At 48.4% G+C, this 17,311-nt stretch carries 17 protein-coding genes; 14 read left to right on the top strand and 3 right to left on the bottom strand.

Annotation, left to right across the window (positions count from 1 at the left end; genetic code table 11):
* The first annotated feature begins 2 nt into the window (after positions 1–2).
* The 4 genes from hflC (at position 3) to motX (ending at position 3,405) form a co-directional block, all read left to right on the top strand.
* Positions 3–890, top strand: coding sequence for a protease modulator HflC (hflC, locus tag A1OO_RS01400; RefSeq protein ID WP_016959110.1), 888 nt, complete (start codon positions 3–5; stop codon positions 888–890).
* Positions 891–965: 75 nt separating this feature from the next.
* Positions 966–1,160 carry a DUF2065 domain-containing protein gene (locus A1OO_RS01395; protein WP_016959109.1) on the top strand — a complete coding sequence of 65 codons (195 nt, stop codon included), beginning with the start codon at positions 966–968 and terminating at the stop codon, positions 1,158–1,160.
* Positions 1,161–1,282: 122 nt separating this feature from the next.
* Positions 1,283–2,599 carry an adenylosuccinate synthase gene (locus A1OO_RS01390; RefSeq protein ID WP_016959108.1) on the top strand — a complete coding sequence of 439 codons (1,317 nt, stop codon included), beginning with the start codon at positions 1,283–1,285 and terminating at the stop codon, positions 2,597–2,599.
* A 185-nt stretch (positions 2,600–2,784) separates the two neighbouring features.
* Complete coding sequence (motX, locus tag A1OO_RS01385) at positions 2,785–3,405, top strand: flagellar protein MotX (protein WP_017005276.1); 621 nt, start codon at positions 2,785–2,787, stop codon at positions 3,403–3,405.
* A gap of 67 nt (positions 3,406–3,472) precedes the next feature.
* Here the strand turns inward: motX and hmpA are convergent, their stop codons facing one another.
* Positions 3,473–4,663, bottom strand: a complete 1,191-nt coding sequence (hmpA, locus tag A1OO_RS01380) for an NO-inducible flavohemoprotein (RefSeq protein ID WP_017005275.1) — start codon at positions 4,661–4,663, stop codon at positions 3,473–3,475.
* Between the two features lie 201 nt (positions 4,664–4,864).
* Here hmpA and nsrR point away from each other — a divergent pair, with 201 nt between their 5' ends.
* The 7 genes from nsrR (at position 4,865) to rplI (ending at position 10,516) form a co-directional block, all read left to right on the top strand.
* Complete coding sequence (gene nsrR / locus A1OO_RS01375) at positions 4,865–5,299, top strand: nitric oxide-sensing transcriptional repressor NsrR (RefSeq protein ID WP_016959105.1); 435 nt, start codon at positions 4,865–4,867, stop codon at positions 5,297–5,299.
* 114 nt (positions 5,300–5,413) lie between these two features.
* Positions 5,414–7,966, top strand: coding sequence for a ribonuclease R (gene rnr, locus A1OO_RS01370; RefSeq protein ID WP_017005274.1), 2,553 nt, complete (start codon positions 5,414–5,416; stop codon positions 7,964–7,966).
* A 3-nt stretch (positions 7,967–7,969) separates the two neighbouring features.
* Positions 7,970–8,707, top strand: a complete 738-nt coding sequence (rlmB, locus tag A1OO_RS01365; protein WP_016959103.1) for a 23S rRNA (guanosine(2251)-2'-O)-methyltransferase RlmB — start codon at positions 7,970–7,972, stop codon at positions 8,705–8,707.
* 362 nt (positions 8,708–9,069) lie between these two features.
* Positions 9,070–9,477 carry a 30S ribosomal protein S6 gene (rpsF, locus tag A1OO_RS01360; RefSeq protein WP_016959102.1) on the top strand — a complete coding sequence of 136 codons (408 nt, stop codon included), beginning with the start codon at positions 9,070–9,072 and terminating at the stop codon, positions 9,475–9,477.
* A gap of 9 nt (positions 9,478–9,486) precedes the next feature.
* The gene (gene priB, locus A1OO_RS01355; RefSeq protein WP_016959101.1) at positions 9,487–9,789 is read left to right on the top strand and encodes a primosomal replication protein N; all 303 of its coding nucleotides are present in this window, start codon (positions 9,487–9,489) and stop codon (positions 9,787–9,789) included.
* Between the two features lie 16 nt (positions 9,790–9,805).
* Entirely contained in the window at positions 9,806–10,033 is a 228-nt protein-coding gene (rpsR, locus tag A1OO_RS01350; protein WP_002539422.1) for a 30S ribosomal protein S18, read from the top strand.
* Positions 10,034–10,066: 33 nt separating this feature from the next.
* Complete coding sequence (gene rplI / locus A1OO_RS01345; RefSeq protein WP_016959100.1) at positions 10,067–10,516, top strand: 50S ribosomal protein L9; 450 nt, start codon at positions 10,067–10,069, stop codon at positions 10,514–10,516.
* A gap of 144 nt (positions 10,517–10,660) precedes the next feature.
* Here rplI and A1OO_RS01340 read toward each other — a convergent pair whose 3' ends face one another.
* Entirely contained in the window at positions 10,661–11,404 is a 744-nt protein-coding gene (locus tag A1OO_RS01340) for a DUF481 domain-containing protein (protein WP_017005273.1), read from the bottom strand.
* Between the two features lie 165 nt (positions 11,405–11,569).
* On the opposite strand from A1OO_RS01340, the gene A1OO_RS01335 reads away from it, so the two are divergent.
* From A1OO_RS01335 to A1OO_RS01325, 3 genes are read left to right on the top strand one after another with little or no spacing between them, the layout of a single operon-like run.
* The gene (locus A1OO_RS01335) at positions 11,570–12,979 is read left to right on the top strand and encodes a replicative DNA helicase (RefSeq protein ID WP_016959098.1); all 1,410 of its coding nucleotides are present in this window, start codon (positions 11,570–11,572) and stop codon (positions 12,977–12,979) included.
* 12 nt (positions 12,980–12,991) lie between these two features.
* Complete coding sequence (gene alr, locus A1OO_RS01330; protein ID WP_017005272.1) at positions 12,992–14,068, top strand: alanine racemase; 1,077 nt, start codon at positions 12,992–12,994, stop codon at positions 14,066–14,068.
* A 17-nt stretch (positions 14,069–14,085) separates the two neighbouring features.
* Complete coding sequence (locus A1OO_RS01325) at positions 14,086–15,357, top strand: BamA/TamA family outer membrane protein (protein WP_017005271.1); 1,272 nt, start codon at positions 14,086–14,088, stop codon at positions 15,355–15,357.
* A gap of 53 nt (positions 15,358–15,410) precedes the next feature.
* Here the strand turns inward: A1OO_RS01325 and A1OO_RS01320 are convergent, their stop codons facing one another.
* The gene (locus A1OO_RS01320; protein ID WP_016959095.1) at positions 15,411–17,138 is read right to left on the bottom strand and encodes a hypothetical protein; all 1,728 of its coding nucleotides are present in this window, start codon (positions 17,136–17,138) and stop codon (positions 15,411–15,413) included.
* Positions 17,139–17,311 lie beyond the last annotated feature (173 nt).

Genomic DNA, 17,311 nt, shown 5'->3' with positions numbered 1-17,311 from the left:
TTATGCGTAAGTTATTAATCCCTCTGATTATTGTTTCGATCGTTGTTGGTTTGATGTCAGTGTTTGTGGTTGATGAAGGCGAGCGTGGAATTGTGCTTCGTTTTGGTCGAATTCTGAAAGCGGAAGACGATCAGGCGAAAATCTACGGACCAGGTTTGCAGTTCAAAGTGCCAGTGTTTGATAGCGTTCAGATCCTTGATGCACGTATTCAAACCATGGACGATCAATCTGACCGCTTCGTTACATCTGAGAAAAAAGATGTGATCATCGACTCCTACGTTAAATGGCGTATTCAAGATTTCGGTCAATATTACCTGTCAACAGGTGGTGGTAACCGTTTGACTGCTGAAGCGTTGTTGCAACGTAAAGTGTCTGATGGCCTACGAGCTGAAATTGGTTCGAAGACCATTAAAGAAATCGTCTCTGAGAAGCGTGAGCAAGTCATGGCGGATGTTCTGGACGAAGTGCAACAAAGTGCCAATGATATTGGCATTGAAGTGATTGACCTTCGTATCAAGAAAATCAACCTGCCAGACAAGATCAGTGAATCTATCTACGCGCGTATGCGTGCAGAGCGTGAAACGGTAGCGCGTCGCCACCGTTCACAAGGTCGTGAGAAAGCGGAAGTCATCCGTGCTCAATCTGAACTTGAAGTGGCAACCATTCTTGCTGAAGCAGAAAAAACGGCCCGTGTAACACGTGGTGAAGCAGACGCAGAAGTTGCGAATATCTACGCAGGTACTTTTAATAAAGAACCTGAGTTCTACAACTTCATACGTTCTCTGCAAGCTTACGAGAAGAGCTTTAGCAATAAGGGTGACATCCTAGTGGTTGACCCAAGCAGCGAGTTCTTCCAGTACATGAAAGAGCCAAACGTTAACCTGAAATAGTGTGGCGTTAATCGTAAAAATGAAAGACAAGGCATCGCGCCTTGTCTTTTTTTTGCCCCTAATTTGAGGTGTTTTATGGGAAAAGAGTTGTTATTAGCGATAGGCCTGGTACTGGTTGTTGAAGGTTTAGGCCCCATGCTTGTTCCGAACAAATGGCGAAATATGGTCAAGGAAATGAGTCAACTACAGGATACAACGCTTCGTCGCATAGGCGGATGCTTGGTTGTAGCAGGTATTGTCATCGCATATATGATGTGGCCGTCCAAGTAAATGAACAGAGCAAAAAACTGTGACAGCCTGATTAACATGTTCGGGACGACGGTTAAAAAATGACTGCAACGTTTAAATGAAGGTGCTAGAATCCCGTTTTAATCAGCAACTGACTGGAAAAGATGAGTAATAACGTAGTCGTTCTCGGCACTCAATGGGGTGACGAAGGTAAGGGTAAGATCGTCGATCTTTTAACTGAAGACGCAAATTACGTGGTGCGCTACCAAGGCGGTCACAATGCGGGTCACACTCTCGTTATCGACGGTGAAAAAACCGTTCTGCATTTGATTCCTTCTGGCATTCTTCGTAACAACGTTAAGTGCATCATCGGTAACGGTGTTGTTCTGTCTCCTGACGCATTGATGAAAGAAATGGGCGGCCTCGAAGAGCGCGGTTTTCCAGTTCGTGAACGTCTGTTCCTGTCAGAAGCTTGTCCGCTAATTCTTCCTTATCACATTGCACTCGACGTTGCTCGTGAAGCTGCTCGTGGTAAGAAAGCTATCGGTACTACTGGTCGTGGTATTGGTCCTGCTTACGAAGACAAAGTTGCTCGTCGCGGTCTGCGTGTTGGCGATTTGTTCGACAAAGAAGCGTTTGCCGAGAAGCTTAAGGAAGTGATGGCGTACCATAACTTCCAGTTGGAGCACTTCTACAAAGTTGAGCCTGTTAGCTACGAAGAAACGCTTGCGAAGATTTTGGAACAAGCTGACGTACTAACCAGCATGGTTATCGATGTGACTCAAGAACTTGACGATGCGCGTAAGCGTGGCGACAAGATCATGTTCGAAGGTGCACAAGGCACACTTCTGGATATCGACCACGGTACTTACCCATATGTAACCTCTTCTAACACAACCGCTGGTGGTGTTGCTGCAGGTTCTGGTTTTGGTCCACGTCACCTAGGTTATATCCTAGGTATCGCGAAAGCATACTGCACCCGTGTTGGTTCAGGTCCTTTCCCGACTGAGCTTTACGATGGCCTAGAAAAACAAGATCCAATCGGTAAGCACCTGGGTACAGTTGGTCACGAGTTTGGCGCGACAACTGGTCGCCTACGCCGTACTGGTTGGTTTGATGCAGTGGCAATGCGCCGCGCAGTTCAAATCAACTCTATCTCAGGCTTTTGCTTGACCAAGATGGACGTGATGGACGGCTTGGAAGAAATCAAAATCTGTACGGGTTACCAACTGCCAGACGGAACGGTTCTTGAAGTATCGCCAATGGCTGCTGATGCGTATGAAAATATTACGCCAATCTATGAAACCGTTCCTGGTTGGAGCGAAAAGACCTTCGGTGCGAAATCTATCGACGAACTGCCACAAGCAGCGCTCGATTACATTGCACGTATCGAAGAGCTGACTGGTGTGCCAATTGATATCATCTCAACTGGCCCAGACCGCAACGAGACGATCATTAAGGTTCAGCCTTTCTCGTCTTAATCGGTTCTAGATTGAAAAAAACCAGCCTTCGTGGCTGGTTTTTTTTTGCTCAAACGACTCTATACTGTTCATATTCCAGTGCGGAAAAATTTCGCCGTAAAAAGGGTAAAGTTAGGCAAGGTGTTGCCGATACAAGTTATGCAAGACACACAGTCTCTTAACAATCATCGTTAAAGTGGGTATGCATGAAACTGCGCATCTTATTTATATCAATCATGTTGGCTAGTTCAGCTGCAAAAGCAGAACTTGGCCCTGCATTGCCTGTATATGATGAAACGCAGTTGATCCGTCTGTTTGAAAGCAACAGCCATCTTAAGAAAGTCAAAGAAGACGAATGCCAGCTTCTGCAAGATATTGAAGCGCGTGCTATTCGTGTTGAATTACCCTCTTATCAATTCCTTTACGGTGACATGTTAGCGTGGGGAGTGTGTGTCGATCGTGATGTCGAGCAAGGTGTTTACTACATGCAGTTGGCCGCGCAACAAGGCCTACCAGCAGCGTTGGAACAACTGGGGCGATATTACTCTTTAGGCACTTTGGTGCAACAAGACAAAGAGCGTGCGATTCCTTATCTTCGTGAAGCGGCGTCTTTGGGCAATATGCGAGCAAGGCTTCAATTGGCAGAATTGCTGGTGGCTGATTACGGCAGCCCACTGGATTATGAAGATGCTTATCGTTGGCTTTATCACACCATCACTGCCGATCAATCGACGCATCAAAAAGTCGCGATGCTTCGACAGGCGTTGGAAAACAAAATGCCACGTAACGTGATAGCGAGAGCGAAACGACGAGATACCTATTGGTGATCTTAACTTGCTATGAATTCAAAAACGCCCTGCTATTGCAGGGCGTTGTATTTTGTCATGAATGAAGTTAGTCGAGGACTTTGTGTGGGCCAAAGCATTCGTAAAAAATACGATCTTTGGTGATACCTGAGTCCGTTAACTGCTTGGCGATTGACTGCATAAAACCGACCGGTCCACATAAGTAAAAGTGACGCAGGCTGTCTTCGGTAAGCGCTGACACCTTGCTAATATCCATCATGCCTTTATGATCATAATGCTGACCGCGTTGATCGCTGTCTTTTGGTTCGCGATACCAGACGTTGCGCTGTGCATTACCATGTTGCTCAACCAGGTTATCGATGTGCTGACCAAAGGCATGTTGCTCTCCATGCTCGGCGGCATGCAACCATTGGATATCGGCATTGTGTTGACCGCTCAAGCTTTCTAGCATTGCCAACATAGGTGTTAGGCCAACACCGCCAGAGATCAGTGCAACAGGCGTTGTGATGTCAGATTGGAAGAAAAAGTCGCCGCTTGGCGGCGCGAGGTCAACCACATCGCCAATATTAAGGTGATCGTGCAGATAGTTTGAAACGGTTCCTTGCGCTTCACGTTTGACCGAGATGCGATACTGTTTGCCGTTTGGCGCACAAGACAAGCTGTACTGACGGATTTCGCGGTTCGCAAATTGTTCCGGTGTGAGGTAAATACCAATGTATTGACCTGGGGTGTAATGAGCGACAGGTAGCCCGTCTTGCGGAGCAAACACAAAACTGGTGATCACCTCACTTTCTGGTGTTTTGCTTACAAGTGCGAATGGGCGAGTACCGCGCCAACCGCCTTGCGAGGTTTCACTTTGCTGATAGATTTCTTCTTCGCGTGTCACGAATACATGCGCCAGTACGCCGTAAGCCTCAGCCCATGCATCTAGTACTTCTTGACCTGGCGAGTAAAGCTCGTCAATGGTTGCCAGTAGGTTTTCACCCACAATTGCATACATTTCAGGGGTGATATTAAAACTTACATGTTTTTGCGCGATTTTCTCAATCACAGGCAGCAGTGCTGGCAAGTTATCAATATTGGCAGCATAACCGTGTACGGCATTGAACAGTGCCTCACGTTGCGCACCTGAAAATTGGTTGCTCATGTTGAAAATATCGTTGAGCTCGGGGTGGCGAGCAAACATACGGTCATAGAAATGAGCCGTGAGTTTTGGTCCGGTTTCGGCAAGCAAAGGAGCGGTCGACTTTACAATCTCAATAGTTTTGGTGCTGAGCATGATATACCCTTATCTGTATTTTAAAGTGTCATTTGAAATGCATGTTTAAAGTTGTATCTGAAATATATGTTTAGATCAACAAAAAAGTGTGACCGACTTAGAGCAAGAGATTGAAGCGAAGAGTGGCGATAAAAGAAACTGAGCACACGCGCGCCTTTTGAATCAGTTCGATGTACAATGCGCGCAAGGAGATTTGAAAACGTGCAATTAACCAGTTTTACAGATTATGGCCTCAGGGCGCTAATGTATCTGGCTATGCTGCCTCCTGGAGAGCTGACCAGCATTACCGTGGTCACTGAGAAGTATGGGGTGTCCCGTCATCATATGGTGAAGATAATCCACCGTATGAGTCAGGTTGGCTATGTGGAAGCCGTGCGCGGAAAGAACGGTGGGATCCGACTTGGTAAGCCTGCAACGTCTATTGTAGTCGGCGATGTGATCAGAGCCTTAGAGCCATTGCAAGTTGTCAACTGTGGCACAGATAATTGCCATATTACCCCTGCCTGTCGCCTGAAAAGTGCCATCGCGAATGCGTTAGACGCTTTTCTTGCCGAAATGGACAAACACACACTTCATGACATGGTGTCAGGCAACGACGACCTTCACCGCCTCCTTATCCCAGTTCGTCCGGCATAAAAAACAGTATTTGAGACGATCTGTCAGATTTTTCTGGCAATCCAGCCGGGCTACCCATTTTCTTTTATTTTAAGCGATATACTTGAAGACAAGTGTCGCTAACGGGAATCCTATATGTCTCAGGACAAACACCTACACAGCAACGATCCTTTTTTGGGTCGTGAAGCAAAAAACTACGATAACCCAGTACCAAGCCGCGAACACCTGCTTGAAGTCATCAAAGGTTTCACCACACCCGTCAATAGAGATCAGCTGTTTGAAGTGCTGGGCCTGAAAAGTGAAGAAGAATATGAAGGCCTTCGCCGCCGCCTTCGCGCCATGGAGCGTGATGGTCAGCTGATTTTTACCCGCCGTCAGTGCTACGCGCTGCCAGAGCGACTCGATTTAGTGAAAGGCACCGTAATAGGCCATCGCGATGGCTTTGGTTTCCTGCGCCCTGAAGGCAAAGGCAATCGTGATGATTGGCTATTACCGCATCATCAAATGAAAAGCGTCATGCACGGTGATTTCATTCTTGTGCAACCGGCGGGCACAGACAAACGTGGCCGCAAAGAAGCACGCGTTGTACGTGTACTTGAGGAAAGAAAGGGACAAATTGTCGGTCGTTTCTTCTTGGAAGATGGCAATGCGTTCGTTGTGCCTGATGACTCACGCTTAAGCCAAGACATCATTATCCCTAAAGAAGATCGCAAAGGCGCTCGCATGGGTAACGTTGTTGTGGTGGATATATTCCAACGTGCCACTCGTCAACAAAACGCCATGGGTCGCATTGTCGAAGTCCTTGGTGAAAATATGGCGCCGGGCATGGAAATAGAAATTGCCCTGCGTACTCACGACATTCCGAATGAATGGCCGCAAGACGTCGAGAAACAAGTAAAAGATTTCACGGAAGTCGTGCCGGAAGAGGCCAAAAAAGGCCGTGTCGACCTTCGTGACTTACCGCTTGTTACCATTGATGGCGAAGATGCACGAGACTTCGATGATGCGGTTTACTGTGAGAAAAAACGCTCCGGTGGCTGGCGTCTTTGGGTTGCCATTGCCGATGTCAGTTACTATGTGCGCTCAGATTCAGCGCTCGACAAAGAAGCAATTAAGCGCGGCAACTCGGTGTATTTCCCATCGCAAGTGATCCCAATGCTGCCGGAAGTGTTGTCGAATGGTCTTTGCTCGCTCAACCCACAAGTCGATCGCTTGTGCATGGTGTGTGAGATGACCATCTCTGAAACGGGCAAATTGTCCGGCTTCAAACACTATGAAGCGGTGATGAATTCCCACGCTCGCCTGACTTACACCAAAGTGGCGCAGATGCTGGATGGTGATGAAGAGCTGCGCGAGCGATACACTAAGCTGGTGCCTCACCTTGAAGAACTCAACAACATGTACAAAGTGTTGAAAGGTGCGCGTGAACAGCGTGGCGCGATTGAGTTTGAAACGATTGAAACTAAATTTATTTTCAATGCGATGCGTAAAATTGAGCGCATCGTACCGGTAGAGCGTAATGACGCGCACAAGATCATTGAAGAGTGCATGATCTTGGCTAACATCGCCTCAGCACGGTTTGTTGAGAAGCACAAAGAGCCTGCGCTGTATCGCGTGCATGAAGCGCCGGCAGAAGAGCGCCTGACAGGCTTTAAAGACTTCCTGAGAGAGATGGGCTTGTCGCTGGAAGGAGGCCTTGAACCGTCGCCGACCGATTACGCCCAATTGGCGCACATCATTAGCAGTCGTCCGGATAAAGAGCTTATCCAGACCATGTTACTGCGTTCGATGAAGCAAGCTGTGTATCAGGCGGATAATGCTGGCCACTTCGGTTTGGCACTTAAGCAGTATGCGCACTTCACATCGCCAATTCGTCGTTATCCAGATTTGCTGTTGCACCGAGCGATCAAATACCTCATTGCGAAGCAAGAAGGGAATGAGCACGATCGCTGGACGCCAACCGGTGGCTATCACTACTCTGTGGATGAAATGGACAGCATGGGTGAGCAGTGCTCGATGACAGAGCGCCGTGCTGATGATGCAACCCGAGATGTGTCTGATTGGCTGAAATGCGAATACATGCAAGACCATGTGGGCGAAGTGATGCAAGGCACAGTGGCAAATGTCACCGGTTTTGGTTTCTTCGTGCGTCTGAACGAACTGCATATCGATGGTTTGGTGCATATCTCAAACCTTGATAATGATTACTACAACTATGACATGGTCCATCAAAAGCTGGTGGGTGAAAGTTCAGGCCGCGTATTCCAACTCGGCGATCAAGTGACGGTCAAAGTATTATCCGTTAACCTTGACGAAAGAATGATCGACTTTGGACTGGATGGCGTGACACGCAAACCGCGTGGCGCAGGTAAAACATCGCGAGACAAAGCCAAGAAAGGCAGTGCTGAATCAGGGAAAAACCCGGAAGAAAGCAAAGAGCGTAGCTCTGTCCGCCAGCAACTAAAACGTGGCTCTATTCCTAAGGCTGCAGGCGACGACAAAGCGTCTGAAGGGAAAGGAAAGAGAAAAGGAAAGCCTCGTCGCAAAGGATCCGCTGCAAGCAAGGAGCCTTCCGCAGGTAAAACGACTGACGGCACTCCAGCGAAGAAAAAGAGCAAGACTCAGAAGGTGCGCAAGAAAAAAGCGCAACGAAGCAAACCCGAAAAAGCAGGCAATCAAAAGAAGTAACCCATGAGCAATGAAATGATTTATGGCATTCATGCCGTCAAAGCCGTGTTGGCATCCGACCCAGCACGCTTTATCGAAGTTTATGTTCTAAAAGGTCGTGAAGACGATCGTTTACTGCCCGTGCTGAAGGAACTGGCTGAGCTTGGCATTACTACACAGGAAATGGGACGTAAGGCGCTGGATGACAAAGCTGACGGCGCGTCGCATCAGGGGTTGATTGCTCGTGTTAAGCAAGGGCGTCAGTACAACGAGAACGATCTCGATCTTATTCTCGACGGTAAAGAGAACCCATTGCTGTTAGTGTTGGACGGCGTGACTGACCCACATAACTTGGGTGCATGTCTGCGTAATGCAGATGCAGCGGGTGCGTGTGCGATTATTGTACCGAAAGACCGTTCAGCGCCGCTAAGTGCTATTGCACGTAAAGTGGCCGTTGGCGCAGCGGAAGTTGTGCCATTGGTTCGTGTCACCAACTTGGCGCGCACGATGCGTGCGTTGCAAGAAAAAGGCGTTTGGTTTGTAGGGACGGCGGGCGAAGCCACGCATGATATCTATCAAAGCAAAATGACTGGTCCATTGGCGATCGTCATGGGCGCAGAAGGTGATGGCATGCGTCGTCTAACGCGTGAAACCTGCGATGAGTTGATCAGCATCCCGATGGGCGGCAGTGTATCAAGCCTGAACGTCTCGGTTGCGACCGGTATTTGCCTGTTTGAAGCCGTGCGCCAGCGTCGCGGTTAACACGATAGCAGAAGAAGCTTAGCCTATGGGCTTGGCTTCTACGCGCTTAACGCACGCAGCTTTGGTGATGGTAACGTAGCAATAACACAAGCAATAACAGAAAAGGGTGAAGTGATAACTTCACCCTTTTTTATGCCTCATGGTTTCCCCCTACGCCAGAACACGCGGTGTACATCTTTATTGCCAACTGCACCCATTTATTACCAACCGCACTGTGCGTGCGCCAACATATTTCCCTTGCTTCATTTGCCGATTCTCTATACTATTCTGCCTCCAAATTCCCGGTCTTTTACTTTCGTTCCTTGCTTCCTTTGGACGACTGGGCCAACACTGGAAGCTGAATAATCCGTAAGGAGCAACCTATGCGTCATTACGAAATCGTATTCATGGTGCACCCTGATCAAAGCGAGCAAGTTGCTGGCATGATCGAGCGTTACACTGGTTCTATCAAAGAGTCAGGTGGTCAGATCCACCGTCTAGAAGACTGGGGTCGTCGTCAACTGGCTTACCCAATCAACAAACTGCACAAAGCTCACTACGTTCTTATGAACGTTGAAGCTGACCAAGCTGTTGTTGATGAGCTGGAAACTGCGTTCCGCTTCAACGACGCTGTGATCCGTAACATGGTCATGCGTACCAAAGGCGCTATCACTGAGCCATCTGTAATGATGAAGGCTAAAGAAGAGCGCGCGCCTCGTCGTGACGATCGTGAAGATCGTGGCGAACGTGCAGATTTTGCACCAGCTGAAGGCGAAGCAGCAGCTGAGTAATTTGAATTGATGACCAATCGAATGGTGCTTTCTGGTGTTATCACCAATGGCCCAATTCGAAAGCAGAGTCCTGCCGGAATACCTCATTGTCACTTTGTGCTTGAGCATCGTTCGGAACAACAGGAAGCTGCGTTGCCAAGGCAAGTTTACTGCCGGTTACCGGTAGTAATAAGCGGGCAAGGGTCTCAAAGCAAAACACAGCACTTAGCTTTAGGCAGTAACATTAAGGTGAGTGGGTTTCTCGCTTACCAGACCAGCCGTAATGGCGCGGGTAAATTAGTGTTACATGCCGATGACATTATAGACATTTAGATCAGGAGATTAGCCCATGGCACGTTTCTTCCGTCGTCGTAAATTCTGCCGTTTTACTGCAGAAGGCGTACAAGAGATCGATTACAAAGACGTAGCGACTCTGAAAAACTACATCACCGAAGCTGGTAAAATTGTACCTAGCCGTATCACTGGTACCCGTGCTAAGTACCAGCGTCAGCTGGCACGCGCTATCAAGCGTTCACGTTACCTGGCTCTGCTGCCGTACACTGACAAACATCAGTAATCGGCACTGTCCAAGTTAATAGAGGAATAGATAATGCAAGTTATTCTGCTTGATAAAATCGCTAACCTGGGTGGCCTAGGTGATCAGGTAACAGTTAAGTCTGGTTACGCTCGCAACTTCCTTATCCCTAAAGGAAAGGCAGTAATGGCAACTAAATCTAACGTTGAGCATTTCGAAGCTCGTCGTGCAGATTTGGAAGCAAAAGTTGCTGAAGTTCTAGCTGCTGCGCAAGCACGTGCTGAACAAGTTGAAGCACTAGAAGCGGTTGTTATCGCATCTAAGTCTGGTGACGAAGGTAAACTATTCGGTTCTATCGGTACTCGTGACATCGCAGATGCAGTTTCTGCAGCTGGTGTTGCTGTAACGAAGAGCGAAGTTCGCCTGCCAGAAGGTGCGCTACGTAACACTGGTGAATATGAAGTGAGCATGCAACTGCACTCAGAAGTATTCGCTACTGTTAAAGTTACAGTTGTTGCTGAGTAATATCAGAAACAAGTAGCTTTGAAAAAACCGGCCATTGGCCGGTTTTTTTGTGCCTGAAGATAAGTAACAAGAAAGAAAAGATACAAGTGTTGAGTAAGAGCAAAGCGATGAAGGCACCGTTTCAGTTATTCGTGTCTCCAGTGCCTAAAACCGATAAACCATATTCACTGTAAAAATTGAATCGCGATTCTTTAGCCCAGGTGGTACACGGTCGATATATTTTTGCGTCGTCGATATCTTAACGGCTAAATCGTCTATTAGGCTGGTAGAGAGGGATGCGCGAGCTTCTATACTCGAGTTGCTTGGACCTGCGATAGCGGTGATCCGCCCTTCAAACAGCGCTGTTTCATTCAATTGCCACGTAAGCTCTGCCTGTCCCCTGACAATAAATTCTTGCACGTCATAGGGCATGACGAGGTCATCATCATCAATCTCATCAAGGTTCGGGCTTTGATAGCGGTAGCCGGGGCCAATTTCGAGCAATAAAGATAGGTCTTCCCGCCAAATGGCCTGATAACCCATACCTGTTGCGAGCGTCAAATCTTGATAATACGGGCCGTATTTATCGTCAATGAAACTGACGTTGCCCAGCACGTAGCGTTTGGGGTCAAATTTGTAGTTGGCTTGGCTTTCAAATTCACTTTTATGTTTGTCTTCTTCGCCGTCTTTTTCAACCAGCAAGAATTTAGCTTCCGACATATGTCGATAAGGACCATCAGTGAAACTCACACCCAAGCGGCTGTTAAGCGTCATGGAGTCTGAGTTGCCAGAAAGAGACTGAAAACCTAACTCAACCTCTGATTGCCAGCGTTCGGGGATACTTGCTTCTGCGCATAGAGGCAATGCAACCAAACAAAACAGAGACGGTTTCAACAGCGCTGACGCCATATGGGTTACCATTACAAAACTTGGGATGGTATTTTATATGAATATCCCTTCATTGCGTCAGCAAGACGTTAAATAGACAGCAAAATAATTTGTCTTTGCACTTGGTCGTGCGTCGGAAAGGGATTCGGATATAATGACCAGCGTAATGACAAGGTACTAAGTGATATGGCAGAGCAACGCAGCAAGCAATTTAATTCAAAGAAACCCAGAGACTATCAGGTAGACGCCCTGAAAATGCCACCGCATTCGTTGGAAGCGGAGCAGTCTGTGATCGGTGGCTTGATGCTCGATAACGAGCGTTGGGACGGCGTGGCAGAAAAAGTGGTTGCCTCTGATTTTTACAGCCGTCCTCATCGCCTGATTTTTGATGGCACCAAGCAATTGCTGGATGCAGGGCAGCCGCTTGACCTCATCACACTTTCTGAGCATCTGGAAAAACACAACCAGCTTGAAGATGTGGGTGGATTTGCTTACCTTGCAGAGCTGGCGAAAAACACCCCGAGTGCTGCAAACATTGTCGCTTATGCTGACATCGTACGTGAGCGCGCCATGGTGCGTAACCTTATTAGCGTGGCAAATGAAATTGCCGATGCCGGCTATGAGCCAGAAGGTCGTTCGTCAGCTGATTTGCTCGACATGGCAGAAAGCAAGGTGTTTGCGATTGCTGAAGATCGTACCTCAGCAAATGAAGGCCCGCAAAATATCGACAGTGTGCTGTCTAGAACACTCGAACGTATCGAGGTTCTGTTCAAGAGCCCGCAAGATGGTGTGACAGGCGTATCGACCGGTTTTTCTGACCTCAACAAGAAAACTGCAGGTCTCCAAGGTTCTGATCTGATTATCGTTGCAGCGCGTCCGTCGATGGGTAAAACCACCTTTGCGATGAACTTGTGTGAAAACGCTGCGATGGATCAGGATAAGCCTGTACTGATTTTCTCTCTAGAGATGCCCGCCGAACAGCTGATGATGCGTATGCTTGCATCGCTTTCCCGTGTCGATCAGACCAAAATCCGTACCGGACAGTTGGATGATGAAGACTGGGCGAGGATTTCCTCCACCATGGGGATCCTGATGCAGAAGAAAAACATGTACATCGATGACAGTTCAGGCCTAACGCCGACGGATGTGCGCTCACGTGCTCGTCGTGTCGCGCGTGAGCACGGCGGTCTATCGATGATCATGGTCGATTACCTTCAGTTGATGCGTGTGCCAGGTATGCAAGATAACCGTACCCTGGAGATCTCTGAAATCAGCCGCTCGTTAAAAGCGTTGGCAAAAGAATTGAACGTGCCCGTTGTTGCCCTGTCACAGCTTAACCGCTCGTTGGAGCAACGTGCCGACAAGCGTCCTATTAACTCCGACTTGCGTGAATCAGGCGCCATCGAGCAGGATGCTGACCTTATTATGTTCATCTATCGTGATGAGGTTTATAACCCAGAAAGCCCACTGAAAGGTGTTGCCGAAATCATTCTCGGTAAACAACGTAATGGCCCAATCGGTTCTGTTCGATTGACCTTCCAAGGGCAATATTCTCGCTTTGATAACTACGCAGGTCCTGCGTTTGATGAAGAGTAACCGCGAGGCATAATGAAAGCGGCAACCGCGATAATCCGAACAGCAGCACTTACCCATAACATTGATGTTATACGTGCCATGGCGCCCAACAGTTGTACGTGGGCAGCCATTAAAGCCAATGGTTACGGCCATGGCTTGTTACCTGTCGCCAACGCGCTGGCGTCGCAGGCAGATGGTTTTGGTGTTGCGCGTTTAGATGAAGCATTGAAGCTTCGTGCTGGTGGCGTGGTTAAGCCTATTTTACTGCTTGAAGGCTTCTACTCTGCGGATGATTTACCTGCTGTTGTCGCCCATAACTTACAAACAGTGGTGCACGGCGAAGAGCAGTTACTTGCTTTTGAACACGCGACCTTAGCGCATCCGGTCACGGTGTGGCTGAAAATCGATACCGGTATGCATCGCCTGGGCGTTCATCCTGATGATGTCAGCGATTTTATCGAACGTTTGAATACGTGTCCGAATGTGGCCAAACCGCTGCATTTTATCAGCCACTTTGGTCGTGCTGACGAGCCTGAGCATCCTCTTACGCAGCAACAAATTGAGGTGTTCACCTCTTTGACTGCCAGTCAGTCTGGGTTCAAGTCATTGGCGGCATCATCGGGTACCCTAATGTGGCCAACTAGCCATTTTGACTTTGTTCGCCCAGGGATAAGCCTTTACGGAGTTTCCCCCGTGTCAGAGCGCACTGGCGCCGATTTTGGCTTACAGCCAGCAATGACCATGACATCAAGCCTTATCGCCGTGCGTAGCGCTAAAAAAGGCGATGCAATCGGTTATGGCGGTCGCTGGGTTACCCCACGTGATACCAAGCTAGGTGTTGTTGCTATAGGATATGGTGACGGTTATCCGCGCGTTGCCCCTGATGGCACACCTTTGTTGGTTAACGGTCGTCGCGTACCACTCGTTGGTCGCGTATCAATGGACATGCTGACGATTGACCTGGGCCCCGATGCCACCGATCGCGTTGGCGATGAAGTCATCTTATGGGGCGAAGGCCTGCCTGTTGAAGAAGTGGCTCATCACGTTGGTACCATTGGATATGAGCTGGTGACAAACCTGACCTCACGCGTTGATATTATTTACACATAAATACACTGTAGGTTCTCTTGAAATTACCCTTTTCTAAAGCCGCAACTTGGGTTGCGGCTTTTTTATGTTTACCACTGAGTGCCTTTGCCTCAGAAGCGTCTGAGCACGACAGTGCTTTAGCGTCAGAACCGTTAGATATTGAAATGGTGCCCTTTGCTTTTTCCACCGAAGCGATGGGATTTTCTGCGGGCATGGCAGGGCTTTGGAAGCAAGCGGGTCAGCCGCAAGCATCCTTGTTTGCGGCGGGTCTAGGTACCAGTAAAAGTACATGGATGGGCTTTATTGCAGCCAATAACTATACGTTTTCGCCAGACAGTCGTTGGCTCATTAGCGGCCAGTTTTATGAAGGTGATTTTAAACAATTTGACTATTTCCTTGGGGAAGCTGCATCCAACAATTCTTCGTTTGATGACCGTTTAACCGCAGACAGCCGTGATGCGCAGCACCATGTTGCATTTCGCTACATTTTGCCCTGGGGGGCGGGCGTTCAGCAGCCAATTCGTGCTGCGTTGTCACCAAGGCGAGCTGTTGACGGCAATGCACCGTGGAACAGCGGAGTATCGTCTATTGAGTTTCGCCCGTTTTACCAAGCGCAGACTTTAACCGGTGAGGGCGTTGACGCGCCGAGTGATTTCTCAGATGCCGATGAAGTTTGGGGACTTGAAACCCGTTATCGCTGGGATAACCGTGACAATACCAACAGCCCAACTGAAGGGAGCCTGAGTGAGTTGATTGTGACGGCCGATCCGGGGAGTGATAACCGAGCCAGTTGGTGGAAGTGGGCAGCAAGCCAAAGTTGGTATTGGAGCCTTGGCAACTGGGAAGACATGGCGAAACAGCAAGTGTTGGCATTGAACGTCTATACCTCCGATACGCCTAGTTGGAACAGCTCGACAGAGATTGATGGGCAGACCGAATTCCATCGCCCACCTGAATTTGCTAGCGCAAGGCTCGGTGGTTTATATCGCTTACGTAGTTTTCAAACCGGTCGGTTTGCAGGTCGCTCAGCCCTTAGCTATAGCGTTGAATACCGTGTGACCCCTGAATGGCAGCCGTTAGATGAAGTTCCTGTGTTTGATTGGTACGACGTGCCTTGGTGGCAATGGGTGCTGTTTGCGGAAGCAGGGCGAGTGGCTGATGAATACGATCTCGCTGAGCTTCATCGCGACATGAAATGGAGTGCGGGTGCTGCGATGCGTTTTCAAGTAGAAGGCATTGTGGTGCGTTCAGAAATGGCGTGGGGCAGCGAAGAAGGGCTGTTTCGGGTGATGATTAACCAGCCGTTTTAAAGGCAAAAAAATAGCCAAAGCATGGCTTTGGCTATTTATATGTCCAGTTTCTATTACCAAGTAACGTTTTCTAGACCGATTGAAATATCGTCACCGCCATCTGGACGATCAGAGGTGATGTTCCATGTAAGTCGGTACTTGGCCTGTGTTGATGCCGGAGTAAAGTCATAGGTATAGGAAACCGTCGTTGGACGTGAGTAAACCCTTGAACGGTAGTTACCTACAGTCACCCACCCGTTACCGTAATCCATCTCCACGGTAAATCGTGATAGGCCACCGATATCTTGTGTGGACAGAATTTTATAGTTCAGTGTGCTCGCTGAACCAATAGACAAGCCATCAATGGTTCCTTCAAAACGCGAACTGTGCGTCGAGTTATGGTAATCACCAATCCAAGTGACTGTGTCATTCTCAGAACACCAAGTCAGTGAATTCGTTGCTGACGTCCAGCCACCATTGCTACACCCTCGAATGCCAACTTCAGCCGGGTCATTATCAACGACAGTGACACTGGCTGACGTCAGATCGCTCTTGTCGGTGGAAACCCAAGCATCCAACGAGAAGTTCTCATTGCTTTCGTGCGTAGCATCATTAACCGTTGGCACGCCAATACGCACTGACGTTACGCCTTGCGGCAAACTGATTTCAGTCAACGTCGATGAAATGGTTGCAGAGCCCGTTGAGTTATCAGAGAACAGCAGTTCAACGGTATTTTCGTAATCGCTGTTCAAGTTTGCAGTGCCATCTTTAAGTGCAGCGCGCAGTGTGGTGTTTGCATCGTTAGTGGCTTTGTCAAAATTGACGGTGAAGTAGGCCGTTGAACCTTCATTCACTGACTCTGACGCTAATGTGATACCCGTGACTTCAGGGGTTAAATCACTCGCGAATTCTGTTTTTTCATAACAGGTGTGATCTTCAGACGTCACCGTCGCCATGGCGCTAATGCGGTTGGGGAACAAACCAACCAGCTTTCTCTCACCTGTAGATGGTTTGATGCGGTACAGGTGGTTGCTGTTCACGTTACCCGAGACGTTCTGGTTTTTGGCAGCAACAAGCATTTGGCCATTTTGATCCAACGTTGCTGCAGCAACGAAGTCAATAAAGTGGAAGGCTTTAAACGTCTGAGCGCCTGAGGCGGTATTGATTGAATATGTACGACCATTGGTGACGAACAATAGCTCACCATTTTGGAAGACAAAATCCCCCCAACTACTAAAGCCGCCAAATTTTAATTCATTACTGAAGTTAGCAATGTGGGTGATGTCACCGGTGGTTGGATCTACTTTAAAGATGGTTTGCGAATCGGAAGCAAACAATTCTCCAGTACTTGGGGCAAAAGCCATACGCAGAATCTGTTTTGTCACGGTTGGACCCGCGACATGCTCGCCCGTTGCTGGGTCCATGTAAGCCAGTTGATAAGCGTCAATGGTTTTGGCGTGTAAATCTAGGTTCTGGAGTTCTTCAGTCGTGACATCAGTTGCTGGTACTTCAACGTGATATGAGGTTGGCTGTGGCGTGCTGACGTAATAAAGACGATCCGATATCTGGTCATATGCCATGCTCGGTGTGCTGAACAGCGCACGGGAGTGATACTCCACTCGGTCGCCCGCATCGGAGAAATACTGAGACGACATCTGTTTTGCTTCTTGAACGTCAAGCAGTAGCCCCACATGTCCGCGTCCAGCATTCATTGAATAGACGTTGCCAGCACAATTCGCCATGGCTTGAGCTGAGATGAGGGACCCCGCAAGAATTGCAGTAGTAAGAAGTGTCTTTATCATTATTAATGTACCTAGAATCCGTTATAAATGGGCTAACCCATCATCCATGTTTGACCCGGTCATGTGTGCGGGCTTTGTTCATGTCGCTTACGTTTGCGGCACGTTATCGAAGGATGAAGTTTATTTAATTGTGTAAACAATTAATGGTTCAATAATGAGACATGTGGTTTTTT

This window comes from Enterovibrio norvegicus FF-33 (assembly GCF_000286835.2).
Taxonomy (GTDB): Bacteria; Pseudomonadota; Gammaproteobacteria; order Enterobacterales; family Vibrionaceae; genus Enterovibrio; species Enterovibrio norvegicus_A.
The sequence above is the reverse complement of the archived record's forward strand: the minus strand, read 5'-3'. Positions and strand labels throughout refer to the sequence as shown.